At 66.7% G+C, this 22,636-nt stretch carries 23 protein-coding genes; 16 read left to right on the top strand and 7 right to left on the bottom strand.

Annotated elements, in window-relative coordinates; all coding sequences use genetic code 11:
- Positions 1-115: 115 nt before the first annotated feature.
- The 8 genes from cofD to ACIBK2_RS45385 all read left to right on the top strand — a co-directional run bounded on the left by cofD (position 116) and on the right by ACIBK2_RS45385 (position 6,881).
- Entirely contained in the window at positions 116-1,114 is a 999-nt protein-coding gene (gene cofD / locus ACIBK2_RS45420; protein WP_396977442.1) for a 2-phospho-L-lactate transferase, read from the top strand.
- Positions 1,114-2,454: a coenzyme F420-0:L-glutamate ligase gene (locus tag ACIBK2_RS45415; RefSeq protein ID WP_396977441.1), complete on the top strand. Its 1,341-nt coding sequence runs from the start codon at positions 1,114-1,116 to the stop codon at positions 2,452-2,454. Before cofD ends, ACIBK2_RS45415 begins: the two co-directional genes overlap by 1 nt.
- Positions 2,451-2,969, top strand: a complete 519-nt coding sequence (locus ACIBK2_RS45410; protein ID WP_396977440.1) for an NUDIX hydrolase — start codon at positions 2,451-2,453, stop codon at positions 2,967-2,969. Before ACIBK2_RS45415 ends, ACIBK2_RS45410 begins: the two co-directional genes overlap by 4 nt.
- Before the next feature lie 183 nt (positions 2,970-3,152).
- A complete protein-coding gene (locus ACIBK2_RS45405; protein WP_396977438.1) occupies positions 3,153-4,403 on the top strand; it encodes an alkane 1-monooxygenase in 1,251 nt (416 codons plus the stop codon).
- The gene (locus tag ACIBK2_RS45400; RefSeq protein ID WP_396977436.1) at positions 4,400-4,573 is read left to right on the top strand and encodes a rubredoxin; all 174 of its coding nucleotides are present in this window, start codon (positions 4,400-4,402) and stop codon (positions 4,571-4,573) included. The genes ACIBK2_RS45405 and ACIBK2_RS45400 overlap by 4 nt, the downstream gene beginning before the upstream one ends.
- Positions 4,570-4,755 (top strand): rubredoxin, encoded by a 186-nt coding sequence (locus ACIBK2_RS45395; protein WP_396977434.1) that lies wholly within the window; start codon positions 4,570-4,572, stop codon positions 4,753-4,755. The genes ACIBK2_RS45400 and ACIBK2_RS45395 overlap by 4 nt, the downstream gene beginning before the upstream one ends.
- Positions 4,756-4,795: 40 nt before the next feature.
- Positions 4,796-5,416, top strand: a complete 621-nt coding sequence (locus tag ACIBK2_RS45390) for a TetR/AcrR family transcriptional regulator (protein WP_396977432.1) — start codon at positions 4,796-4,798, stop codon at positions 5,414-5,416.
- A gap of 295 nt (positions 5,417-5,711) precedes the next feature.
- Positions 5,712-6,881, top strand: coding sequence for an alkane 1-monooxygenase (locus ACIBK2_RS45385; protein WP_396977430.1), 1,170 nt, complete (start codon positions 5,712-5,714; stop codon positions 6,879-6,881).
- 18 nt (positions 6,882-6,899) lie between these two features.
- Here ACIBK2_RS45385 and ACIBK2_RS45380 read toward each other — a convergent pair whose 3' ends face one another.
- Positions 6,900-7,946, bottom strand: coding sequence for a glycerophosphodiester phosphodiesterase (locus tag ACIBK2_RS45380; RefSeq protein ID WP_396977428.1), 1,047 nt, complete (start codon positions 7,944-7,946; stop codon positions 6,900-6,902).
- A gap of 101 nt (positions 7,947-8,047) precedes the next feature.
- On the opposite strand from ACIBK2_RS45380, the gene ahcY reads away from it, so the two are divergent.
- The 7 genes from ahcY to hpf all read left to right on the top strand — a co-directional run bounded on the left by ahcY (position 8,048) and on the right by hpf (position 16,509).
- Positions 8,048-9,532 carry an adenosylhomocysteinase gene (gene ahcY / locus ACIBK2_RS45375; RefSeq protein ID WP_396977426.1) on the top strand — a complete coding sequence of 495 codons (1,485 nt, stop codon included), beginning with the start codon at positions 8,048-8,050 and terminating at the stop codon, positions 9,530-9,532.
- Between the two features lie 150 nt (positions 9,533-9,682).
- The gene (locus ACIBK2_RS45370) at positions 9,683-10,330 is read left to right on the top strand and encodes a dTMP kinase (RefSeq protein WP_396977424.1); all 648 of its coding nucleotides are present in this window, start codon (positions 9,683-9,685) and stop codon (positions 10,328-10,330) included.
- A 78-nt stretch (positions 10,331-10,408) separates the two neighbouring features.
- Positions 10,409-11,086: an MtrAB system response regulator MtrA gene (gene mtrA / locus ACIBK2_RS45365; RefSeq protein ID WP_069163595.1), complete on the top strand. Its 678-nt coding sequence runs from the start codon at positions 10,409-10,411 to the stop codon at positions 11,084-11,086.
- A 64-nt stretch (positions 11,087-11,150) separates the two neighbouring features.
- Positions 11,151-12,920: an MtrAB system histidine kinase MtrB gene (mtrB, locus tag ACIBK2_RS45360; RefSeq protein WP_396977421.1), complete on the top strand. Its 1,770-nt coding sequence runs from the start codon at positions 11,151-11,153 to the stop codon at positions 12,918-12,920.
- A 77-nt stretch (positions 12,921-12,997) separates the two neighbouring features.
- A complete protein-coding gene (lpqB, locus tag ACIBK2_RS45355; RefSeq protein WP_396977419.1) occupies positions 12,998-14,818 on the top strand; it encodes an MtrAB system accessory lipoprotein LpqB in 1,821 nt (606 codons plus the stop codon).
- A 99-nt stretch (positions 14,819-14,917) separates the two neighbouring features.
- On the top strand, positions 14,918-15,562 hold the full coding sequence (locus ACIBK2_RS45350) for a ComF family protein (protein ID WP_396977417.1): 645 nt from the start codon (positions 14,918-14,920) through the stop codon (positions 15,560-15,562).
- Between the two features lie 182 nt (positions 15,563-15,744).
- Positions 15,745-16,509 (top strand): ribosome hibernation-promoting factor, HPF/YfiA family, encoded by a 765-nt coding sequence (gene hpf / locus ACIBK2_RS45345; protein ID WP_396977415.1) that lies wholly within the window; start codon positions 15,745-15,747, stop codon positions 16,507-16,509.
- 119 nt (positions 16,510-16,628) lie between these two features.
- Here hpf and ACIBK2_RS45340 read toward each other — a convergent pair whose 3' ends face one another.
- Genes ACIBK2_RS45340 through ACIBK2_RS45325 form a run of 4 tightly spaced genes read right to left on the bottom strand, consistent with a single transcriptional unit; the run spans position 16,629 to position 19,458 of the window.
- Positions 16,629-17,732 carry an MAB_1171c family putative transporter gene (locus tag ACIBK2_RS45340; protein ID WP_396977413.1) on the bottom strand — a complete coding sequence of 368 codons (1,104 nt, stop codon included), beginning with the start codon at positions 17,730-17,732 and terminating at the stop codon, positions 16,629-16,631.
- On the bottom strand, positions 17,729-18,253 hold the full coding sequence (locus ACIBK2_RS45335) for a hypothetical protein (RefSeq protein WP_396977411.1): 525 nt from the start codon (positions 18,251-18,253) through the stop codon (positions 17,729-17,731). Before ACIBK2_RS45335 ends, ACIBK2_RS45340 begins: the two co-directional genes overlap by 4 nt.
- Positions 18,254-18,302: 49 nt before the next feature.
- The gene (locus ACIBK2_RS45330) at positions 18,303-18,740 is read right to left on the bottom strand and encodes a hypothetical protein (RefSeq protein WP_396977409.1); all 438 of its coding nucleotides are present in this window, start codon (positions 18,738-18,740) and stop codon (positions 18,303-18,305) included.
- A 10-nt stretch (positions 18,741-18,750) separates the two neighbouring features.
- Positions 18,751-19,458, bottom strand: coding sequence for a helix-turn-helix domain-containing protein (locus tag ACIBK2_RS45325; protein WP_396977407.1), 708 nt, complete (start codon positions 19,456-19,458; stop codon positions 18,751-18,753).
- Between the two features lie 320 nt (positions 19,459-19,778).
- Here ACIBK2_RS45325 and ACIBK2_RS45320 point away from each other — a divergent pair, with 320 nt between their 5' ends.
- Positions 19,779-21,071, top strand: coding sequence for an acetyl-CoA C-acyltransferase (locus ACIBK2_RS45320; RefSeq protein ID WP_357380795.1), 1,293 nt, complete (start codon positions 19,779-19,781; stop codon positions 21,069-21,071).
- A 15-nt stretch (positions 21,072-21,086) separates the two neighbouring features.
- Here ACIBK2_RS45320 and ACIBK2_RS45315 read toward each other — a convergent pair whose 3' ends face one another.
- Positions 21,087-21,332 carry a hypothetical protein gene (locus ACIBK2_RS45315; protein WP_396977405.1) on the bottom strand — a complete coding sequence of 82 codons (246 nt, stop codon included), beginning with the start codon at positions 21,330-21,332 and terminating at the stop codon, positions 21,087-21,089.
- A gap of 191 nt (positions 21,333-21,523) precedes the next feature.
- Positions 21,524-22,144, bottom strand: a complete 621-nt coding sequence (bluB, locus tag ACIBK2_RS45310; protein ID WP_396977403.1) for a 5,6-dimethylbenzimidazole synthase — start codon at positions 22,142-22,144, stop codon at positions 21,524-21,526.
- Between the last annotated feature and the right edge of the window lie 492 nt (positions 22,145-22,636).

Here is a 22,636-nt window from a genome sequence, read left to right as displayed (position 1 = left end):
ATTCCGTTACTATCCGCGAACGCTTTCGAAGATGATCTTGAGTCGGAGTAGGGCAAATGACCAGCAACTATGGCCCGAACATCGCCCGGTCCGGCAGCGCATAGGCTGTGCGGATGTGACTTCCCTTCAAGCGGACACCGAACCCGTCGGCGGGCCACGGATTGCCGTCCTGGTCGGGGGTGTCGGCGGCGCCCGCTTCCTCCAGGGCGTCCGGGAACTGCTGCCCGATGCCGATGTCTCCGCGATCGTGAACGTCGGCGACGACGTCTGGATGCATGGCCTCCGGATCTGTCCTGACCTTGATACCTGCATGTACACCCTTGGTGGCGGCATCGATACCGAGCGCGGCTGGGGCAGGCCCGCCGAGACCTGGCACGCCAAGGAAGAGCTGGCGAAGTACAACGCGCAGCCGGACTGGTTCGGCCTCGGCGATCGCGACCTCGCCACGCACCTGGTTCGAAGTGAAATGTTGCGTGCCGGGTACCCGCTGTCCGCGGTGACCGAGGCGCTCTGCAACCGGTGGCAGCCGGGCGTGAAACTGATCCCGGCAACCGACGATCGGTGTGAAACGCATGTGGTTGTGAGCGACCCGGACAACCCTGGCGAACGTAAGGCGATCCATTTCCAAGAGTGGTGGGTTCGCTATCGGGCGAACATCGAGACCCATGGATTCGCCACAATTGGGGCAGAGGACGCCAAACCGGGCCCAAATGTGATCGAGATCATAGAGTCCGCGGATGTGGTCTTGCTCGCTCCCTCGAACCCCGTGGTGAGCATCGGCGCGATCCTGGCGGTGCCCGGTATTCGCGGCGCGTTGCGTACCACCGACGCCAAGGTGATCGGGATTTCGGGCGTGATCGACGGAAAGCCGCTGCGCGGGATGGCCGACGAGTGCCTGTCGGTGATCGGCGTCGAGACGACCGCCGAGGCGATCGGCCGCTACTACGGGGCCCGTTCGGCCACCGGCATTTTGGATGGTTGGCTCATCCACACCACCGATACCGCGGATGTGCCCGGTGTCGAAGTACGCAGCGTGCCGCTGCTGATGACCGATCCGCCGACCACCGCCGAGATGGTGCGGGAGGCCTTGGACCTCGCGGGAGTGAAACCGTAATGACCATCGATCACGGGGCAGGCGAGCTGCGCATCCTGCCGATCACCGGACTGCCCGAGTTCCGGCCCGGCGACGATCTCGCCAAGCACATCGCCGACCGAGCGCCCTGGCTGGTCGATGGCGACGTGCTCGTGGTGACGAGCAAGATCGTCGCCAAGGTCGAGGGGCGCATCGTCGAGGCGCCGCTGGATCCGGAGGAGCGCGACACGATGCGTCGCGCGCTGGTCGAGCAGGAGGCGGTGCGGGTGCTCGCGCGCAAGGGCCGCACCCTGATCACCGAGAACAAGCTCGGCATCGTGCAGGCCGCGTCCGGCATCGACGGCTCCAATGTCGAACAGGGCGAACTGGTTCTGCTGCCCGCCGACCCCGACGCCAGCGCGAAGGCCTTGCGGTCGGCGCTGGCCGAGCGGCTCGGCATCCAGGTCGCCGTGGTCATCACCGACACCATGGGCCGGGCCTGGCGAAATGGCCAGACCGACACCGCGATCGGCTCCTCGGGCCTGCGCGTGCTGCACGACTACGCGGGCGCGGTCGACGGGCAGGGCAACGAGCTGCACGTCACCCAGGTGGCGATCGCGGACGAGCTGGCCGCCGCGGCGGATCTGGTGAAGGGCAAGCTCGGCGGCGTGCCGGTCGCGGTGGTGCGCGGGCTGCCGATCACCGACGACGGGTCGAGCGCCGCGGATCTGTTGCGCGGCGGCGTCGACGACCTGTTCTGGCTCGGCACCGCCGAGGCGATCGAGCAGGGGCGCCGTGAGGCGATTCTGCTGCGTCGCTCGATCCGCCAGTTCGCCGACACCCCGGTCGATCCCGAGCGCGTGCGTGCCGCGGTCGCGGTGGCACTGACCGCGCCCGCGCCGCACCACACCCGGCCGGTGCGTTTCGTGTGGCTGCGCAAGACGGGTCTGCGTACTCGGCTGCTCGAGGCGATGGCGGAGAAGTGGCGCGTCGACCTCGCCGCCGACGGGCTCGAGCCCGAGCGGGTGGAGCGCCGAATCGCCCGTGGCCGAATCCTTTTCGACGCACCCGAGGTGATCATTCCGTTCTGCGTGCCGGACGGCGCGCACGACTATCCGGACGAGCGGCGGCGCGCGAACGAGCGCACCATGTTCAACGTCGCGGTCGGCGCGGCGGTGCAGGGTCTGCTCGTCGCGCTGGCCACCGAGGGGCTCGGCAGCTGCTGGATCGGCTCGACCATCTTCGCGCCGGAGATCACCCGCGACGTGCTCGGCGTCGATGACGACTGGAATCCGTTGGGTGCCATTGCCATCGGTCATCCGCTGGAAGAGCTCACGCCTCGTCCGGTGCCAGGCTCGGGCTTCGGCCTGGTCGAATTGTGACCGCGGATTCGCTGCACGCTTCGGCCACGGGATTGCTCGAAACCTGGTCTCCCACCGAGGGTTCCGACCAATCGCTGCGGCAGGCGATGCTCGCGTTCCTCGGGTCGGCGCCGCGCGGCTGCCTGCGCGAGCACGTGCCTGGGCACATCACCGCCTCGGCGGTGGTCTTCTCGCACGACGAACGCGAGGTGCTGCTGACCCTGCATCCTCGGGTCGGCAGCTGGATCCAGCTCGGCGGCCACTGCGAGGAGGGTGACGACACGGTGGCCGGCGCCGCGCTGCGCGAGGCGACCGAGGAGTCGGGCATCGACGGGCTCCGGCTGGAGCCGGAACTGTATGGGGCGCAGGCGCATCCGATCACCTGCTCGCTCGGCGTGCCGACCAGGCATCTCGATCTGCTGTTCCGGATCACCGCGCCCTCGGGCGCCGTCCCGGTGCGCAGCGCGGAGTCCACCGACCTGCGCTGGTGGCCGGTCGACACGCTGCCCGCGAACGCCGACGTGCTGCTGCGGTAACACCCCTCGACAACCAACACCCCGGTCGGGCACTGCGCCGACCGGGGTGTTTGCGTCTTCGTCGCCCACATCGCTTTACAAATCGGCAGATTTGTCTAGACAAACGACAAATCGATCTCTATCGTCCATTTCAGAGGTAACGCACGTCATACGCGACGTGCGGCTTTTGGATTGGAGACAACGATGTCGACAGCGGCCGACACGTCCGCGCAGCCGGTGTCCACCCCGGACTGGCGCGATCGCAAGCGTTATATGTGGCTGTGGGGATTGTTCGCCCCGACCGGCCTTTTCACGATCGGCATCCCACTCATACTGGCGCTCAATGCTATTGGCTGGCACCGGCTGGCTCAGGTGCCGTTCTGGCTCGGGCCGATTCTGGTGTACATCCTGATTCCGTTGGCGGACATCTTCTTTGGTCCCGACGGGGACAATCCGCCGGACGAGGTGATGGAGTACCTGGAGCACGACAAGTACTACCGCTATCTCACCTATCTGTATTTGCCGTTCCAGTACGCCTCGCTGATCATGGCCTGCTATTTGATCACCGCCGACCAGGTGAGCTGGCTCGGCTTCGACGGCGGCCTGCACCTGGTCGACAAGATCGGCCTGGCGATCACCGTCGGCATGCTCGGCGGCATCGGCATCAATACCGCACATGAATTGGGGCACAAGAAGGTTCAGCTGGAGCGCTGGCTTTCCCGGATCGCGCTGGCCCAGTCGTGCTACGGGCATTTCTATATCGAGCACAATCGCGGCCATCACGTACGTGTCGCGACGCCGGAGGATCCGGCGAGTTCCCGTGTCGGCGAAAGCTTCTGGGCCTTCTGGCCGCGCACCGTGTGGGGCAGCCTGACGTCGTCGTTGCGGTTGGAGAAGGCGCGCCTGGCGCGGCTGGACAAGAAATGGTGGAGCCCGAAGAACGAGGTGCTGAGCGCGTGGCTGATGTCGGCGGTGCTGTACGCGGTCTTGGTCGCGGTATTCGGGATCGCCTTGCTGCCGTACCTGGTGCTGCAGGCGGTGATCGGCTTCAGCCTGCTCGAGGCGGTCAACTACCTGGAGCACTACGGCCTTGTCCGGCAACGCACTTCGTCGGGCCGGTACGAGCGGCCCGCGCCGGTGCACAGCTGGAACAGTGACCACATCGTTACCAACATCTTCCTGTACCACCTGCAGCGGCACAGCGACCATCACGCCTACCCGACCCGGCGCTACCAGACGCTGCGCAGCTGGGACGGTGCGCCGAACCTGCCCAGCGGCTACGCCAGCATGATCCTGCTCGCCTACTTCCCGCCGCTGTGGCGCCGGGTGATGGACAAGCGGGTGCTCGCGCACTATCACGGGGACATCACGCGCGCGAACATCCACCCGGCCAAGCGGGACAAGGTCATCGCCCGCTACCGAGGCGGTGTCGCGACCGGCGAGGTGCAGGCATGAATAAATTTCGCTGCCCCGTCTGTGATTACGTCTACGACGAGGCCAAAGGTGCGCCGCACGAAGGATTTCCCGCCGGAACACCGTGGGCGGAAATTCCGGAGGACTGGGCCTGTCCGGACTGTGGTGTCCGGGAAAAGATCGACTTCGAACAGGTGGGAGCTGTCAAATGAAGAACGACTTCAAACTTTTTCAGTGCATTCAATGTGGCTTCGAATACGACGAAGCGCTCGGCTGGCCGGAGGACGGGATCGTGGCGGGTACCCGCTGGGACGATATCCCCGACGACTGGACCTGTCCGGACTGCGGCGCGGCCAAGGCCGACTTCTACATGGTCGAAATAGAACGGTCGTGAGGTTTTGACTGCGGGAACCGCCCGTGACAGTGTCGCCGGTATGCCGCGCTCCGGAACCCGCATCCCCTATCAGGAGGCGGCGCGTGAACTCTTGCGCGCCTCGGTCCTCGGGGCGATGCGCGACCTACTCACCGAACGGGACTGGTCCAAGATCACCCTCGGTGATGTGGCGGCCAAGGCCGGGGTCAGCAGGCAGACGCTCTACAACGAGTTCGGTTCCCGCAGTGGCCTCGCGCAGTCCTACGCGCTGCGCCTGGCCGACGATCTGGTCGATCACGTGGACGCGGCCATCACCGGCAATGTCGGTGATGTGCGTGCGGCGTTCCGTGAGGGAATGACCAATTTCTTTGTTGACGCCGCCGCCGATCCGCTGGTGCAATCACTGCTCGCCGGCGAGGTGAAATTGGATCTGTTGCGGCTCATCACCCTCGATGCTGGGCCGTTGCTCGACCAAGCGACCGGTCGACTGTCGCTGGCTTTTCAGCACAGCTGGGTGTCGGCGACCGCGGCCGAATCGGACATCATCGCGCACGCGCTCGTTCGCATCGCGATGAGCTACATCCCCACGCCGCCGGATCCGGGACGCGACGCACCGGGTGAGTTGAGTGCGTTGCTGAGTCCGTACGTCGAGGCGATTCTGGCGGCCCGGATCGATCACTGATCGAACCCTGAAGAAGGCCAGTCTGTTTGCACTAAGTAAGCCAGTACTTCAAGCACATGTGAGCCCGCTTAAAAACCAACTGCCATGGATGTAACCCTCATCACGTTTCGGCCTCCAAGTTCTGCGAATCGCCCGTACAGTCTGGAACTATTCTCGTACATCGGAGTTAGGGTTCCTATTTAGCGGGGCAAACGTGCAAACGGTTGGCAAACCGGCGGTATCTACAGATCCCAAACGTCACTTATGGGTTTTCGGCTTGATCGCTCCACTGAGCGCTCTCTTGCCCTCGCAACTCGTGTTGCAAACGGGCGCAAAGGTGTTCTGGTGGATCGGTCCGATCATCGTGTTGATCGTCATCCCGGTCCTGGACTGGGTTGTCGGCGAGGACGGCACCAATCCGCGCGATGAGGATTACGAGTTGCTGAGCAACGACCGGTACTACCGGTGGTGCACTTATCTTTTCCTTCCTGTTCAACTGCTCGGCCTGCTCATCGCCTGCGCCATGTGGGCCGGGCACGAGCTGAGCATCGTCGACAAGTTAGGCCTGGCGGCCACTCTCGGCTTCGTCAGCGGCATCGGCATCAACGCCGCGCACGAGCTCGGCCATCGCGTCGAGCATGCGGAGCGCTGGCTGGCCAAGGTCGCGCTGGCGCAGTCGTTCTATGGACATTTCTTCGTAGAGCACAACCGCGGACATCACGTGCGGGTGGCGACTCCGGAGGACCCGGCCAGCGGCCGGCTCGGCGAGACGCTGTGGGAGTTCCTGCCGCGCAGTGTGTTCGGTAGCTTCCGCTCGGCCATCGAGCTGGAGCGGGTGCGGCTGGAGCGAAAAGGCCTGCGCTGGTTCAGCGTGCACAACCACATCCTGCAGGCGTGGTCGATGAGCATCGTGCTGTTCGGCACGATGATGGCGATCTTCGGTATCAGCATCCTGCCCTGGCTGATACTGCAGGCCGTGATCGGCGCGTCGCTGCTGGAGACGGTGAACTTCATCGAGCACTACGGCCTGCTGCGGGCCAAGCGCCCGAACGGGAATTACGCGCGCTGCTCGCCGCGCGACAGCTGGAACAGCGATCGGTTGGTCACCAACATCTTCCTGTTCCATCTGCAGCGGCACAGCGACCATCACGCCAATCCCGGCCGCAGGTACCAGACGCTGCGCAGTTCGATGCAGGCGCCGCAGTTGCCCGCCGGGTACGCGACGATGATCCTGTTCGCGATCGTGCCGCCGGTGTGGCGGGCGATCATGGACCATCGGGTGCTCGAGCACTACGACGGCGACATCACCAAGGCGAATATCCATCCGCGCAAGCGCCGTCGCCTGCTGGAGCAGTACGGCACGGTCGCGACGCTGACCGCTGCGGCCCAGGCGAACGCGGCCCAGGCGAATGCGGCGCAGGCGGGTTCGGCCACTGCGCAGCAGGATTCGGCGGAGTCCGACGTGCCGGAGTCCGGCGCCGCGTAGTCGTCCGGCTGCCCCGGCTCAGCGGTGGTAGGCAGGAGGCAGGGGCAAACCCTTCTCCTGCAATACCTCCCGCATGCGGTCGGGGTAGTCGGTGATCACGCCGTCCACGCCGGTGTCGAGTTGCGCGGCGATGGTGGCCTTGTCGTTCACCGTCCACGGGATCACCCGCAGGTCCAGCTCGTGCGCGCGCTCGACGTAAGCCTTGTCCGCCACCAGGCCGAAGCCGGGTTCGCCCGCCTTCTTGCCGTACGGGGCCGAGTAACCGGGCGAGGCGGCATTGGCGCCGAGCGCCTTCACCGCGCCGAGCGGATCGCTCGCGAAGTCCTCGTAGCGGATCGGGCCGAGCCACTTCGAGCCAGCGACGAACGTGGTGTCGTCATAGAGCGCCACCGTCGGGATCGCCGGATTCGCCTTGCGCACCAGCGGAAGTGACCGCCAGTCGAAGCTCTGGATGTCGACATTGCCGGTCTCGCCCGCCGCGGCGACCGTGCTCAGAATGACGTCGACGAACTCCTGCGGCGTCGCCGACTGCTCGGGATGGTCGGCCTCCACCTTGGTTTCGATGTTGTAGCGCAGGTGCGCGCCACGGTAGGTCTTCACCAGATCGAACAGCGCGGGCAGCGTGGCTATCCGGTTGCCTGGCACCGCCTGCTGGCCGGGGAAATCGGTGAGGGTCTTGCCGCAGTCCAGCGTCTGGGTCTGCGCGTAGGTCAGGTCGTGCACCAGCTTGCCCACGTAGGGGAACTGCGGATCGTCCGGCAGCGCTGGCGCGGTGTCCGCGCACTTGGTCGCGAGCACGGTCGGGTCGTGCCAGATCATCGGCATTTTGTCCTTGGTGAGCACGATGTCCAATTCCAGCGTGCTCACGCCGAGCTCGATCGCCTTGGTGAAGCCGGCCAGCGACTCCTCGACGGTGAGCCCGCGGCCACCGCGGTGCGCCTGCAGCTCCACCGTTCGCGGCGCGGTAGCCGATGACGAGTCGGATCGGCTGTCGCAGGCGGCGCTCACACCGAGGACGAGGGACCCGGCGACAGCGGCTGTGACTATGGCGCGGAGGTTCGGCATCGCGCCAAGCTAGCAAGGGTGAGTACGGTGTACCCATCCGCCGCGCCAGCGATTAACCTTGCGTGTTGGTACCGACATTCCAGGAGAGGCAGACAGAGGCTATGACGACCTCAGAACTTGGCGCCCGAACTGAACTCACCGCCGATGTCCGTAATGGCATCGACTTCAAGGTGGCAGATCTGGCGTTGGCCGAATTCGGCCGCAAGGAGATCCGGCTCGCCGAGCACGAGATGCCCGGCCTGATGGCGCTGCGCCGCGAATACGCCGAGGTGCTGCCGCTACGCGGGGCCCGCATCTCCGGCTCGCTGCACATGACCGTGCAGACCGCCGTGCTGATCGAGACCCTGGTCGCGCTCGGCGCCGAGGTCCGCTGGGCCTCGTGCAACATCTTCTCCACCCAGGATCACGCCGCGGCCGCCATCGTGATCGGCCCGCACGGCACCATCGACGAGCCAAAGGGCACCCCGGTCTTCGCCTGGAAGGGCGAGACCCTGGAGGAGTACTGGTGGGCCGCCGAGCAGATGCTCACCTGGCCGAACGAGCCCGCCAACATGATCCTCGACGACGGCGGTGACGCCACCATGCTGGTGCTGCGCGGCGCGCAGTTCGAGAAGGCGGGCGTCGTGCCGCCGGCGGACGAGAGCCACTCGGCCGAGTACACGGTGTTCCTGAACCTGCTGCGCGAGCGCTTCGAGACCGACAAGGGCAAGTGGAGCGCCATCGCCGATTCGGTGCAGGGCGTCACCGAGGAGACCACCACCGGCGTGCTGCGGCTGTACCAGTTCGCCGCCGCGGGCGAGCTGGTGTTCCCGGCGATCAACGTCAACGACTCGGTCACCAAGTCCAAGTTCGACAACAAGTACGGCACCCGCCACTCGCTGATCGACGGCATCAACCGCGGCACCGATGTGCTCATCGGCGGCAAGAAGGTGCTGATCTGTGGCTACGGCGACGTCGGCAAGGGCTGTGCGGAATCGCTTGGCGGACAGGGCGCCCGGGTGCAGGTCACCGAGATCGACCCGATCAACGCGCTGCAGGCGCTGATGGACGGCTACGACGTGGTCACCGTGGACGGCGCGATCGCCGACGCCGACATCGTCATCACCTCCACCGGCAACAAAGACATCATCACCCTCGACCACATGAAGGCGATGAAGGATCACGCGATCCTCGGCAATATCGGTCACTTCGACAACGAGATCGACATGGCAGGCCTGGAGCGCTCCGGCGCGACCCGGATCAACATCAAGCCGCAGGTCGACGAGTGGACCTTCAAGGAGTCCGGCAAGGCGATCATCGTGCTGTCCGAGGGCCGCCTGCTGAACCTGGGCAACGCCACCGGCCACCCGTCGTTCGTGATGTCCAACAGCTTCTCCAACCAGGTGATCGCGCAGATCGAACTGTGGACCAAGCCGGACGAATACGACAACGAGGTCTACCGCCTGCCCAAGCACCTCGATGAGAAGGTCGCCAAGATCCACGTCGAGGCGCTCGGCGGCGAGCTGACCAAGCTCACCAAGGATCAGGCCGAGTACATCGGTGTGGACGTCGACGGCCCGTACAAGCCGGAGCACTACCGCTACTGACCACCCGACCGAAGGCGCCCTTCACCCCGCCAGACCACCAGAAGGCGCCCTTCGGTCAATCGCTCTAAGTGACCGAAGACGCCCTTCATCCTGGTAGACGGGGTGGAGGGCGCCTTCGGTCGGGGGTGGGGCGCAGGTAGCCTGCTCGGCATGGGTGTGCTGGTTGTTATCGAGGGGCTGGACGGGGCGGGTAAGCGGACGTTGACCGAGGAGGTCAGTACCCAATTGCGTGCTGCCGGACTGCTGATCGACTCGTTGGCCTTTCCGCGGTACGGGCGTTCGGTGCATGCCGATCTCGCGGCGGAGGCGCTGCACGGCGAGCACGGTGATCTCGCCGCATCGGTCAACGCGATGGCGCTGCTATTCGCGCTGGATCGAGCCGACGCCCGCGACGAGTTGACGAAGTTGTTGGCGGACAACGACATCGTGCTGCTCGACCGGTACGTCGCCTCCAACGCCGCCTACAACGCGGCCCGGCTCGAGCAGCCCGCCGACGGCAAAATCGTCAGCTGGATAGGCGAATTGGAGTACGAGCGGTTCGAGCTGCCGACACCAGCGCTGCAGGTGTTGCTCGATGTCTCGCCGGAGCTCGCCGCCGAACGAGCGCGCAGGCGCGGCGAACTCGACGACAGCCGGGCGCTCGACGCGTACGAACGCGATGGCGGACTGCAGCACCGCACCGGCGCGGTGTACCGTGGGCTCGCTCAACGGAACTGGTATGGGCCGTGGTGGATATTCCGATCAGGTGACGATCCAGCCACGCTGGCTGCGCGATTGGCCGATTTGATTACCCGCTAGGGTTAGATGTGCGGCGGGTTCACACCAGTGTTGGCGTGGCAGCCCGATCCTGGCCTGGGAGATGACAACATAGTAATTATGAAGCCGAAGATTCTGGTCGTCGACGACGATATGGCACTCGCAGAGATGCTCACGATCGTCTTGCGCGGGGAAGGGTTCGACCCGCATGTGGTCGGCGACGGCACACAGGCCCTGGCGGCGGTTCGCGAGATCCGCCCCGATCTGGTGTTGCTGGACCTGATGCTGCCCGGCATGAACGGCATCGATGTATGCCGCGTGCTGCGGGCCGATTCCGGGGTACCGATCGTGATGCTCACCGCGAAGACCGACACGGTCGACGTGGTGCTCGGACTCGAGTCAGGTGCCGACGATTACATCGTCAAACCGTTCAAGCCGAAGGAACTCGTCGCCAGGGTGCGCGCTCGATTGCGCCGCACCGAGGACGAGCCCGCCGAGCTGTTATCCATCGCCGACATCGTGATCGATGTGCCCGCGCACAAGGTGACTCGTGGCGGCGCGCAGATCTCGCTGACGCCGCTCGAGTTCGATCTGCTTGTCGCGCTTGCGCGTAAGCCGCGTCAGGTGTTCACCCGCGAGGTGCTGCTCGAACAGGTCTGGGGCTACCGGCATGCCGCCGATACCCGACTGGTGAACGTGCATGTGCAGCGGCTGCGCGCCAAGGTCGAGAAGGATCCCGAGAATCCGGAGATCGTGTTGACCGTGCGTGGCGTCGGTTACAAGGCCGGACCGCCGTGATCGGTCGCGGTGCGCGATCCGTGGCAGCGTTCGTGCGGACGGAGGCATCGAGCGCCGACGAGGCGTGGCAGTGACCGATCGCTCCAGAAACCAACTGGAGCGGCGACTGGCCGCGGTGGGGGCCCGGTTCACCGAACTGGGCACGCTGCTCGGCCACCTGTGGCAGCGGTCGCTGCAACTGCGGGTCGCGGTCTCGACCATCACGCTGTCGTTGATCGTGATCACGATTCTCGGTGTGGTGCTGACCGATCAGATCACCAACCGGATGTTGGACACCAAGATCAACGCGGCGGTCGAGGAGATGGGTCGCGCCCGCAACGCGATTCACAGTCAGCTGGTCGGCACGCACGACACCGGCGCCCAGCTGAAAGAGGCGCGCAACGCGTTGTCCAGCGACGGCAGCCCGCAGACCGGCGTCGCGGGCAGCTACGACGTGGCGCTGGTGATGGTGAGCAGCAGCCAGCAGGAGGTCAACGCCGGGCCGATCCAGGACGTGCCGAACGAGCTGCGCAACTTCGTGCGGCGCGGACAGGTCAGCCGCCAGTTCACCACCGTCTCGGACTCGAGCGGGTATCACGGGCCCGCCTTGATCATCGGCAGCCCGAGCACCGAAGTGCCGACGCTCGAGATCTATCTCATCTTCCCGCTGGCCAGCGAGGCGCGCAGCCTGTCGCTGATGCGCGGCACCATGCTGATCGGCGGCATCGTGCTGCTCGTTCTGCTTGCCGCGATCACCGCGCTGGTGACCAGGCAGGTGGTGCTGCCGATTCGGTCGGCGGCGCGGATCGCCGGTCGTTTCGCCGACGGCAGGCTCAAGGAACGCATGCTGGTGCGCGGCGAGGACGACATGGCGCGGCTGGCGCAGGCGTTCAACGAGATGGCCGAGAGCCTGTCCAACCAGATCACCCAGCTGGAGGAATTCGGAAACCTGCAGCGCCGGTTCACCTCTGACGTCAGCCATGAGCTGCGCACCCCGTTGACCACCGTGCGGATGGCTGCGGACCTGATCCACGGCAGCAGCGACGATCTGGATCCGGCGCTGGCCCGCAGTGCGGAGCTGCTGGTCAACGAGCTGGACCGGTTCGAGGGCCTGCTCAACGATCTGCTCGAGATCAGCCGCCACGACGCGGGCGTCGCCGAACTGCAGGTCGAATCGCTGGACGTGCGGATGTGTGCGCGGGCGGCCATTTCGACGGTGCGGCACCTGGCCAAGGACGCCGGTGTCGAGGTCGTCATCGATCTGCCGGAGGACCCGCTGGTGGCCGAGGTGGATCCGCGCCGGGTCGAGCGGGTGCTGCGGAATCTGCTCGCCAACGCCATCGATCACAGCGAGGGCAAGCCGGTGCTGATCCGGATGCGCGGCGACGGCGACGCCAACGCGGTGTCCGTGGTGGTGCGCGACCAGGGCGTCGGCCTGCGGCCCGGCGAGGAGAAGCTGGTCTTCAACCGGTTCTGGCGCTCGGATCCGTCCCGGATGCGCCGTTCCGGCGGCACCGGCCTCGGCCTGTCGATCAGCGTCGAGGACGCGAACCTGCACGAAGGCAGGCTGGAAGCCTGGGGCGAGGTCGGCGTCGGTGCGAGCTTCCGGCTGACGCTGCCGCTGGTGCGCGGCAAGAAGCTCGGCGCGAGCCCGCTCTCGCTGGAACCCATTCGCAAGCAGACCGTCGTACGGCAGGTCGAACTGGAGGTCGTGCCGAATTCGGCTGAGCCGGAACCGGATACGACACCGGGCGACGGCGCGGCGGCACCGGCGAGCGGGAACGGGTCGTCGGCGGGCAGGCCGTCGCAGGCGGGGGTCGACGCGGTGCCGAAATCGGGAGACGTACCGTCATGAGTCGGCGTCACCCGCCCGGCCAGAGTCATCCGATGCGCAGCTCCGACGGGGGCGCCGCGTCCCGGGGAAGGGGTTTCATGAGCAGGCGTGCCGGTTCGGCGAAGAGGCAGCGGCTGTTCGCGTTCGGCGCGGCGGCCCTCGCCGCGCTGGTCGTGCTCTCCGGGTGCGCGAGCCTGCCGGAATCCTCGGCGCCGCAGGCGCTCGGCACCATCAACCGCGAGCCGACCTCGGAGGGACCGCCCGCCCCCATCCAGGGCCGCGATCCCGATCTGCTGCTGCGCGACTTCCTGCTGGCCACCGCCGACCCGACCAACCGGCACCTGGCGGCCCGCCAGTACATGACCCCGTCGGCCGCCGCGCAGTGGGACGATTCCGCGGGGACCACGATCGTGGAGAAGCCGGATACCTTGCGCGAGTCGCGCACCGGCGACAAGGCGACCTATCGGATCCGGGCGCGCAAGGTCGCCGACCTGGACAGCAACGGCGCGTACCGGGCCTCGGCCGACCCGCCACTGGAAAACAAGATCGAGATGACCAAGGTCAACGACGAGTGGCGCATCGACGAGCTGCCCGACGGTGTGGTGATGGACGCGATCGCGTTCGGCAAGTCGTACCGGCGCTACGTGCTCTACTTCGTCGATCCGACCAGCAGCGTCGTGGTCCCCGACCTGCGCTGGGCCGCCGTGCCCAAGGCACAGCTGACCCAGCGACTGCTCGGCATGCTCGGCGAGGGCACCCAGCCCGCGCTCGCCCCGGTGCTGCGCAACGAGCTGGCCGCGCCGATCACCTTGCGCGGCCCGATCACCAAGGCCAACGGCGATCCGGATGAGGTTGGCGTCGGGCTCGGCGGGGTGAAGATCGACTTCGCCGGCGCCTCGGCGCTCAACCCGCACGATCGCGAGTTACTCGCCGCGCAGGTGGTGCTCACCCTCGCGGGCGCGGACGTGCCCGGCCCCTATGTGCTGCTCGCCGACGGCAAACCGTTCGACGATCGGTTCACCGGCAGCGGCTGGTCGGTCGCCGATGTTCAGCAGTACAGCCAGCCGACGCTGGGCAACAGTCAGATCGGCCTGCACGCGCTGCGCGGTGGCGCGCTGGTGCAGGTGCCGGAGAACAACGCGCCCATCGCGCCCGCGCCTGGTTACTTCGGCACCGTGAACAACCTGCTGTCCGCGGCGCTTTCGCCGGATAGTCAGCTGGTCGCCGGCGTCGCCGATACCGGGCGGCCCGACGAACCGCCGCGCACCCTGATGATCGGCACCTACGGCGGCAACGCGATTCCGGTCCAGGCGGGCAACAGCATCACCCGGCCGTCCTGGAACATCGACGGTACTGCCGCGTGGGCGGTCATCGACGGCGAGCGGGTGATCCGTGCGGTCAACGACCGGACCACCAACACCGTCTCGGTCCAGGACGTGGACACCTCGGCGCTCACCGCCCCGGGATCGGGCTCGACCTTCCGCGCGCCCATCACCGAGCTGCGGATCTCCCGTACCGGCGTGCGGGCCGCGTTGATCGCCGACGGCAAAGTCTATGTCGCGGTGGTCATTCCGAAGCCGGGTGGCGGTTTCGCGCTGGCCTCGCCGCTGCCGGTCGGCGTTAATTCGAGTGCGGCCGCCGTGTCGTTGTCGTGGTTCGGCAGCGACCGGTTGATCATCTCCAGGGAGGGCAATGTCGACCCGGTCGGCACCGTGTCGATCGACGGTTCGCAGCCGATCCCGCAGACCAGCCGGAACCTGACCGCGCCGGTGCGGCAGGTCAGTGCCACCCCGGAACACCAGTACGCCGCCGATTCTCGTGCGGTGCTGGAGCTGACCAGTAATCCGGATGGCGGCGAGCCGTACTGGCGTGAGGTGCCGGGGCTCGGCGCGAACGCCGTCCCGGTGCTGCCGGGCTGAGTCCGTTCGGACAGTGTAAACCGTTCTGCTGCAACGGAATCAGCGGTTTGCCGGGCTTGGCGTGCTGACCTTGTCGGTGGGTGCGCGCACACTCGGGCGATGCGGACCCTGCTGGATCTGATCCTGCCCGCCGCGTGTGCGGGCTGCCGCGGCGCCGGTACCGGCTGGTGCGCCGAATGCGCGGCAGCACTCGCGGGTCCGCCGACGCGGGTGTGGCCTCGAACCGATCCCGGGGTGCCGTGCTGGGCGCTCGGGCCGTACGCAGGGCCGGGGCGGCGGGCGGTGCTCGCGGCCAAAGAGGATGGGCGCCGGGATCTGGCCGAGCCGCTCGGGCTGGCGCTCGCCGGTGCGCTCGCGCGGTTACGGGCCGGGGATCGGCCACTGCTGCTGGTGCCCGCGCCGAGCCGGAAGGTCGCGGCGCGCAGGCGCGGCGGCGATCCGGTGCTCCGGATGGCGGGGGTAGCCGCGAGTTGGCTGCCTGATAGCCAGGTGGTATCTCTGTTGCGGGTGTGGTGGGGTGTGCGTGATTCGGTGGGCTTGACACCCGGTGAGCGGGCTCACAATCTCGGTGGTCGTGTCACCACAATACCCGGCCGCGGGGCCGGGCTGCGGATTCCGGAAAACGCCGAGGTCGTGCTGGTCGACGACGTGCTGACAACCGGTGCGACGGCCCGTGAGTCGGTGCGCGCGCTGGCTCGGATCGGCCTGCGGCCACACGCCGTACTGGTTACCTGTGCTGCTTGACTCCGGGAAATTTGCGTGAACACTGGCGCACTCCCCGATGTCGTACTAGCGTCGCGATCACACACCCGAACCGGGAGTTTGGAGGTGGCGCCTCGGACATCATGTGCCGAGAGATCGTCGATCGGCACGGCTCATTCCCGCCGCACGCACGTTGTCTGTGCGGCCATATTCGGGAGGTACGCGTGACGACTTCTTCACGACCTTCAGTGCAAGACGCCGCTCCTTCGGTGTTGGATGACAGCACCTTGGACGTGACCGAACAATCCCTTGCGGACCAAACCAAGACGCCCCGCGCGGACGTCGTGGTCAAGGGTCGCAATGTCGAAGTTCCGGATCATTTTCGAATCTATGTCGCGGAGAAACTCTCCCGGCTCGAACGTTTCGATCCGTCCATTTTCATTTTCGACGTAGAGCTGTTCCACGAGCGAAATCGTCGGCAGCGCAAGAGTTGTCAGCGGGTGGAGATCACCGCGCGCGGCAAGGGCCCGATCGTGCGGGCCGAGGCCTGCGCCGACAGTTTCTACGCCGCGCTCGAGTCGGTGACGGCGAAGCTGGAGAGCCGCCTGCGCCGCACCAAGGATCGCCGCAAGGTGCACTACGGAGACAAGACCCCCGTCTCCGTGGCCCAGGCGACCGCCGATCTGGTGGACGACTCGCTCTTCGTCGAGCCGAACGGAAACGGCGCGAGCACCGCGCACGACCACCCGGACGGCGACGCGCGCCGTCGCCCCGACGAACTGCTGGAAAACTCCGAATACGCGGCCGGACCCGGCCATATCGTTCGCACCAAGGTGCACACCGCCACCCCGATGTCCGTCGACGACGCCCTCTACCAGATGGAACTCGTCGGCCATGACTTCTTCCTCTTCCAAGACCGAGAGACCGACCGACCGTCGGTTGTCTATCGTCGGCACGCCTTCGACTACGGCCTCATCCGGCTCGCATAGTCCAGGGTTCCCACCCCATCCGCCGCTCCGGGCAGTCAACGCTCGAGTTGGGTGCCCGGAGACCTGCTTCGGTCGAAGTGATCATTCACCGCCTAGGCTCGGCTTCGCTACGGATTACGTCAGACCCGTTGTCGCCGTGGGCGTTTCGCGTTGTTCCAAGCCCGTGCGAGGTCGAGCAGGCGACGTATATCCGAGTCGATATCGCTCGACGGTGCGCCGAAGCGACCGGCGACATGCGGGGCCGTGCTCGGTGCGCCGCCGTTGCGTTTGGCCGCGATCGCCTGCCGCAGCTGCCGGGCGTAGCGCGCACTGCTGGGTGGGCCGACTTCCGTCGCGTGATCGACGGGTAGGTACCGCTGCAGCTGCATCAGTGCGTCGCGGATCTCGACGGTCATGCGGAACAGGCGTGCGTCCGGCGGGACCGAACCCGTTGCGGGAAGCACGATTTCGGGCACCGCCGCGGTGAGATCGCGCCACAGCGGCCGCAGTCGACGGCAGTGCCGACCGGTTCGGTCCCAGCCGGTGCGCGCCGACAACAGCTCGGCCAGCGGGACGGCCAGCATCGCGGCCAGCACGAATACCGTGCCGAAATTGGGTGCGGCCCAACGGGTCAGGTGTGGATCGTCGGCCTGCCAATGCCCGGTGTGCCGGGCGATCGAGCTGAGCAGGCCTGCGCCCGCGATGAACGGCGTGGCCAGCAGGGCGGAGAAGACGATGCGTTCATACCGCGTCACGTCGCCGCCGCGTAGTTCGCGCAGGCCGACCCGCCAGACCAGCGTGCCCACCGCGATTAGCGGAATCCACATCACCGCCGACACCACGAACTCCTGCCAGCTGCTGTCCTGACCGAGCAGCGTCCCGGCCCGCCGATAGGGCGTGCCGATGATCAGGATCAGCAGCACGGACCCGGCGGCGGCCAGGTCGAAGTAGTGCTGGCGGCGCGTGGCAAGGCGCGGGTCGGCGCCGGCCCACCGCATCGCGGCGCCGTAGAGGCTCGCGATGGCGAGCATGGTGGCGCCCATCGACAGCTGGTGCAGCAGGCTGCCGAACCGCGGCGCGAAGCCCCGCTCGAGCAGCACCAGCGACAGCGCGGTCCAGGCCAGCGTGCGATTGAGCAGGCGGTCGATCGCGGTGCTGCTGAGCAGCGCGAAACGCCCGAGGGCCACCGCGACGGCGAAGACGATCACCGGCACCGCGAGCAGCGCGGGGACGGGGGAGTTCACCGACGGCGGTCGCGGAAGAAGGTCCGGTGTAGCAACGAGTCTCGGCGCGGTGGCCGCATGGCGTGCAGCATGACCATGTCGGCGAAGGTCTCGGCGTCGCGTTCGCGGGTGGTGCCGTAATCGGTGCGGCCGAGGACGTGCGCGATGGATTCCGGCGAGATCGACGGCAGCAGTTCGGCGACCGCGGCCACCGTCGGCGTGGTCGGCGCGGGTTCGCCGTCGGCCGGTTGCTCCGGGCCGTGACCGAGCAGCATGTGGCCGAGCTCGTGCACGATGATGTGCTCGGCGTGCCACTCGGTGGTGTCCGCGCCGTAGACGATGACATCGCTGTCCTGCTTGGCGATCCAGAGTCCGCTGCCGGTGCCGCATCCGGTGCCCGCGAGCAGCGCGGTATCGATCGGCAGCAGGGTGATGCTCCGGCCACGATACCGCGCGACATCGTCGAGATAGCCCGACAGATCCCATGGGTGCGGTATCGGTACATCCCGGGTCAGGTTCCGGAATCGGGCCTGCATGGCCATGCGATCGATCTCCTACAGCAAGCTCGTTGCCCCCGTGTAGGTAGCGATATTACCGACTCGGCGGTACGGGGCGATCGGTGCTCTCGATGATCCTGGCCAGAATCGACTGATCGATGTTGGAACCGCGCAGCGCGATGCTGGAGACATTGGCATCGCGCATGGTCGCGAGCAGCTCGAGCTCGCGGTCGATGGCCGCGGCGGCCGGACCGGTGGTGGTGAGGTAGTCGGCGGCAACACCGAAGGTCTGCGCGATGGCCGCGAGCAGCTCCGGTTCGACTGTGCCTGCGGCGTTCTCGCCGTCGAATTCGCCGCTGCGTAGTCGCTCGAGCTGGCTGGCCGGGACGACCCGGCGCAGGTAGTCGCCTGCCAGCTCGGCCACCGTCGCATTGCTGCGCTCCGGCGCGGAGCGTGGATGCACCACCGCGAAGAGCCGGTTGATCTTGTGGCTCAGCGTGAGTTTCCCGTTGGCCCGCGCGTCATCTGCCATCTCGGTCACCTCAGTGCCCACCGTTTCGGCTCGCGGTCGTGGCCAGGTTGGCAGCCAGCCAGCGTGCCTGGAATTGACCTTCTGTCGCAGCATCCACGTCCTCCGAGCGTCCCGCCAGCCAGCGCCGGTAGCGCCGTTCCTGTAGTTCGGTCGCGTCGCTGGCTTCGGCGGGCACCTCGAGCAGGTGCGCGAACGCCATTTCGACGAGGGGGTGGAGCACTCGGCCAGGGCCGCCGTTGCGTTCCAGCATGGTGGTCGCGTAGCGCGCGGACAGAGTGGAGACCACCCGGTTGAGTTCGCCGATCGCGGCGACCAGCTGCGGGTCGGTCGCGCTGCCCTTTTCGACGGCGTCGTTGAGCCGGCCCGCGGTCGCGAGAAGGCCGGTGAGGTCGGCGATTTCGAAGCGGATCGAGTCCGGGCCCGCCACGACGGACTCGCCGGGGTGACGGGCGGGCGGCGCGGGGTCGGCGACGGCGGGGGTGCCGCCGGCATAGGTTCGCGCGGCACTGCCCGGCAGCCAGCGCAGCGGCGCGTCGAGTTTGTTCAGCGTGGTCGTGCTGATCGCTGCGTCGCCGTCCTCGATCTTGCGAATCGTCGGTGCCGATGGCCCGCCGAGGTCGCCGATCTGTAACTGCGTGAGTCCGAGCTCGTCCCGGCGCTCCTTGATGATTCGGCCGAATCTCTTCTGGCGCCGCGACAGCTCCGAAGGGCTATGCATAGTGCACTCAAGGGTAGGCGCGAGCAGGGGCAAAGGCAAATCAATAGAAAGTGTTTGAAAAATTGGTGGCAATATTGCTACTGTTCTGATGCGCCGAGTCGCATCCCGACTTCGGTTTCTGGAGAGCGTTCCGAGACGAGCAGGGGCGTTCGTCGGGACGGGCGCCTCCGGTCTGTTGCGCAACGGCGCGTGACAGGCCGGAACCAGCGACGATGGAGGGGATCGCCGCTGCGCACGGGATCACCGTCGGCGAAGGGGGTCGACGGTGAACTTACTATGGAGTAAGTTTGGTGGTCATAGATCTCTCGAAAGGAAATCGCATGGCCACCAAGGCTGCTCGCCGTGCCGTTATCGTGTCCGGTGCGCGTACGCCGTTCGTGCGTGCGTTCACCGGATACACGCGCATGGATTCCATCGCGCTCGCCGATGCCGCGGTCCGTGGCCTGCTGGAGCGGACCGGGCTGCCCGGCGCGCAGGTGCAGGCGATCGTGTGGGGCGGGGTCATCCTGCCGAGCGCGGCGCCGAACATCGCCAGGGAGATCGCCCTCGACCTGCGGCTCGATCCGGGCTGTGAGGGATATACGGTGACCAGGGCCTGCGCCTCCGGCCTGCAGGCGGTGACTTCCGCCGCGGCCGCGATCGAGCGCGGCGAATACGACATCATGATCGCGGGCGGCAGCGATTCCACCTCCAACGCCGAGGTGAAACTGCCGCAGAAGGTGGTGCATGCCGCGGCGCCGCTGGCCCTCGGCAAGCCGAAGCCGAAGGACTACCTGTCCGCGGTCGCGCAGCTCGCGCCGTTCACCGATCTGCTGCCGAGCAGGCCGAAGATCGCCGAGCGCACCACCGGCGAGGTGATGGGGGAGTCGGCCGAGAAGATGGCCCGCATCCACGGCATCAGCCGCGCCGATCAGGACGAGTTCGCCGCCCGCTCGCATCACCGTGCCGCCGCGGCCATCGATTCGGGCCGATTCGACGACGAGGTGCTGCGGGTGCGCACCCCCGAGGGCACCGAGATCGACCGCGACGGATTGGTACGCGGCAACACCAGCATCGAAAAACTATCGAAACTCAAGCCAGTGTTCGCCGAAAACGGCACGGTTACCGCTGGCAACGCCAGTCCACTCACCGACGGCGCTTCCGCAGTGCTGTTGATGAGTGAGGAGAAGGCGCTGGAGCTCGGCTATCGGCCGCTCGCCGCGTTCCGCTCCTGGAGCTACGTCAGCGTCGATCCGACCGATCAGGTGCTCATCGGGCCGGCGATCTCCATGCCGCGTGCGCTGGACAAGGCCGGAATGTCGTTGAGCGACATCGATTTCGTCGATATCCACGAGGCCTTCGCCGCGCAAACGTTGTCCGTACTCGCCGCGCTGGGCAGTACCGAGTGGGCCAAGTCCCGCCTCGACCGTGACACCGCCGTCGGCGAGATCGACATCGACACCCTCAACGTGCACGGCGGCTCGGTCTCGCTCGGCCATCCGTTCGGCGCCACCGGCGCCCGAATGGTCACCACCATGGCGAACGAACTCGCCAGGACCGGCAAAAACGCTGCGCTGCTTGGCATCTGCGCCGCAGGCGGCATCGGAGCCTCGGCAGTGCTCGAACGCGTCTGACCCCTCCGGCTTGCGCTACCGCGGGCGTTGCGGTCGGTCCGGAGGGATCACCGGGATCGTGCCGTCCGCGGTGGGGCGGATGCCGTAGCCGGTGTATGTGCGCCGGGCGGTCTGGGGTTTGCGGCCTTCGCTGGCGATGATGCGCAGGCAGGTGTCGTGATTGGTTTCGCCGGGGAGGGCTTCCCGGCGCAGGCGGAGCATGGCGGACGCGAGATCGATGCCGAGCTCATTCGACAGCCGTACGGCGTCGACGTTGGCCATGGCAAACCTCCTGAGCCTGAAAAACGTTGCGTCCGAGAAAGAATCCATTGTCCGAGATGGATCCGTCTTTGGCGTACCCAAACGCTCAGGCGGCGAATCCTCGCGCTTTCGGTCGAGCGCACATTCATCCCGTGATCTGCCACACACCACCGCGCGGACGGAAAGGTATGCGGGACATGGGGAAGTGTGCGTCAGCCGCGGTAGGTCTCGTGGTGGACGGCATCGTGCAGGGGGCGGCCGGTGCGCCAGCCGAATCGTTCCAGGTCGGGGGTCTGCTGGAATTCGTGGACGGGGCCGACGCAGAGCCACGCCACGGGGTGGATGCCCTCGGGCAGGCCGACTAGGTCGGTGAGGAATTCGGGGTCGTAGAAGGAGACCCAGCCGACGCCGATGCCCTCCGCGGTGGCGGCCAGCCAGAGGTTCTGGATCGCGAGTACGGCGGAGTAGACGCCGGTTTCGGGAACGGTGGCGCGGCCGAGCACCTGCGGCCCGCCGCGACCATGGTCGTAGCTGACCACGATGCCGGTGCCGCTCTCGATGATGCCTTCGATCTTGATCGGCTCGAAGGTGGCCGCGCGCTCCGGCGGCAGGCCGGCACGAAACTCGATCCGCTTGTCCGCCACGTGATCCGCGAACTTGCGCAGCGTGCTCGGATCCCGCACCACCACGAAATCCCACGGCTGCGAATTCCCGACGCTCGGCGCCCGATGCGCGGCCTCGAGGATCCGCCACAGCGTCACGTCGTCCACCGGCTCCCCGGTGAACTCCGCCCGCACATCGCGCCGCACCCGAATGGCCTCGTAAACACTCAACCCGTCAGCACCCACCCGCTAACTCAACCACCCACCCCTGGCCCGGCATTCGAGGGGAGTCAAATGGTCGCTAAAAGATCTTCAACAGCAACCATTTGACTCGCCTCGATGCCACCCAACAACCCTTTGACTCGCCTCGATTTCCCCAGCATCTTTCAACCGGACCACAGCCAGTCCTCACGCTGGAACCCACACGCTGCCCATCACAAGTTGCGGAAGAGAAGGCCGGGTACCCCACCTGACGTGCCCAGCACTACTCAGGTCATCCGATGAACCAGTCGAAAACCTCTGGGACAGAACACCACCGGAGATCTCTCAGTAGACCAACCCGAATCAGTACACCCAGAGATCCTCGAAAAGGTGCACCTATCCGGGCAAGTGCTTCTCAGGACTCCAGAGGTGGACAGCCCATAGAAGCTGAAGACCTATCCACATTTTCCCGTGAGTAGTGCTGGGCGCGTCGTGTGCCGTACCCGGCTTTAGGTGCACGTC

It is taken from the genome of Nocardia sp. NPDC050175 (assembly GCF_044459885.1).
In the GTDB taxonomy this organism is placed as follows: domain Bacteria; phylum Actinomycetota; class Actinomycetes; order Mycobacteriales; family Mycobacteriaceae; genus Nocardia.
The sequence above is the reverse complement of the archived record's forward strand: the minus strand, read 5'-3'. Positions and strand labels throughout refer to the sequence as shown.

What these genes read in the sequence shown, in the direction of transcription:
- ACIBK2_RS45330 (WP_396977409.1), bottom strand. Translation starts at nt 18,740, where the DNA reads ATGGCAGATGACGCGCGGGCCAACGGGAAACTCACGCTGAGCCACAAG.
- ACIBK2_RS45405 (WP_396977438.1), top strand. Translation starts at nt 3,153, where the DNA reads ATGTCGACAGCGGCCGACACGTCCGCGCAGCCGGTGTCCACCCCGGAC.
- ACIBK2_RS45325 (WP_396977407.1), bottom strand. Translation starts at nt 19,458, where the DNA reads ATGCATAGCCCTTCGGAGCTGTCGCGGCGCCAGAAGAGATTCGGCCGA.
- lpqB (WP_396977419.1), top strand. Translation starts at nt 12,998, where the DNA reads ATGAGCAGGCGTGCCGGTTCGGCGAAGAGGCAGCGGCTGTTCGCGTTC.
- ACIBK2_RS45390 (WP_396977432.1), top strand. Translation starts at nt 4,796, where the DNA reads ATGCCGCGCTCCGGAACCCGCATCCCCTATCAGGAGGCGGCGCGTGAA.
- ACIBK2_RS45370 (WP_396977424.1), top strand. Translation starts at nt 9,683, where the DNA reads ATGGGTGTGCTGGTTGTTATCGAGGGGCTGGACGGGGCGGGTAAGCGG.
- ACIBK2_RS45380 (WP_396977428.1), bottom strand. Translation starts at nt 7,946, where the DNA reads ATGCCGAACCTCCGCGCCATAGTCACAGCCGCTGTCGCCGGGTCCCTC.
- ACIBK2_RS45335 (WP_396977411.1), bottom strand. Translation starts at nt 18,253, where the DNA reads ATGGCCATGCAGGCCCGATTCCGGAACCTGACCCGGGATGTACCGATA.
- ACIBK2_RS45350 (WP_396977417.1), top strand. Translation starts at nt 14,918, where the DNA reads ATGCGGACCCTGCTGGATCTGATCCTGCCCGCCGCGTGTGCGGGCTGC.
- ACIBK2_RS45320 (WP_357380795.1), top strand. Translation starts at nt 19,779, where the DNA reads ATGGCCACCAAGGCTGCTCGCCGTGCCGTTATCGTGTCCGGTGCGCGT.
- ACIBK2_RS45400 (WP_396977436.1), top strand. Translation starts at nt 4,400, where the DNA reads ATGAATAAATTTCGCTGCCCCGTCTGTGATTACGTCTACGACGAGGCC.
- ahcY (WP_396977426.1), top strand. Translation starts at nt 8,048, where the DNA reads ATGACGACCTCAGAACTTGGCGCCCGAACTGAACTCACCGCCGATGTC.
- ACIBK2_RS45415 (WP_396977441.1), top strand. Translation starts at nt 1,114, where the DNA reads ATGACCATCGATCACGGGGCAGGCGAGCTGCGCATCCTGCCGATCACC.
- ACIBK2_RS45395 (WP_396977434.1), top strand. Translation starts at nt 4,570, where the DNA reads ATGAAGAACGACTTCAAACTTTTTCAGTGCATTCAATGTGGCTTCGAA.
- ACIBK2_RS45315 (WP_396977405.1), bottom strand. Translation starts at nt 21,332, where the DNA reads ATGGCCAACGTCGACGCCGTACGGCTGTCGAATGAGCTCGGCATCGAT.
- mtrA (WP_069163595.1), top strand. Translation starts at nt 10,409, where the DNA reads ATGAAGCCGAAGATTCTGGTCGTCGACGACGATATGGCACTCGCAGAG.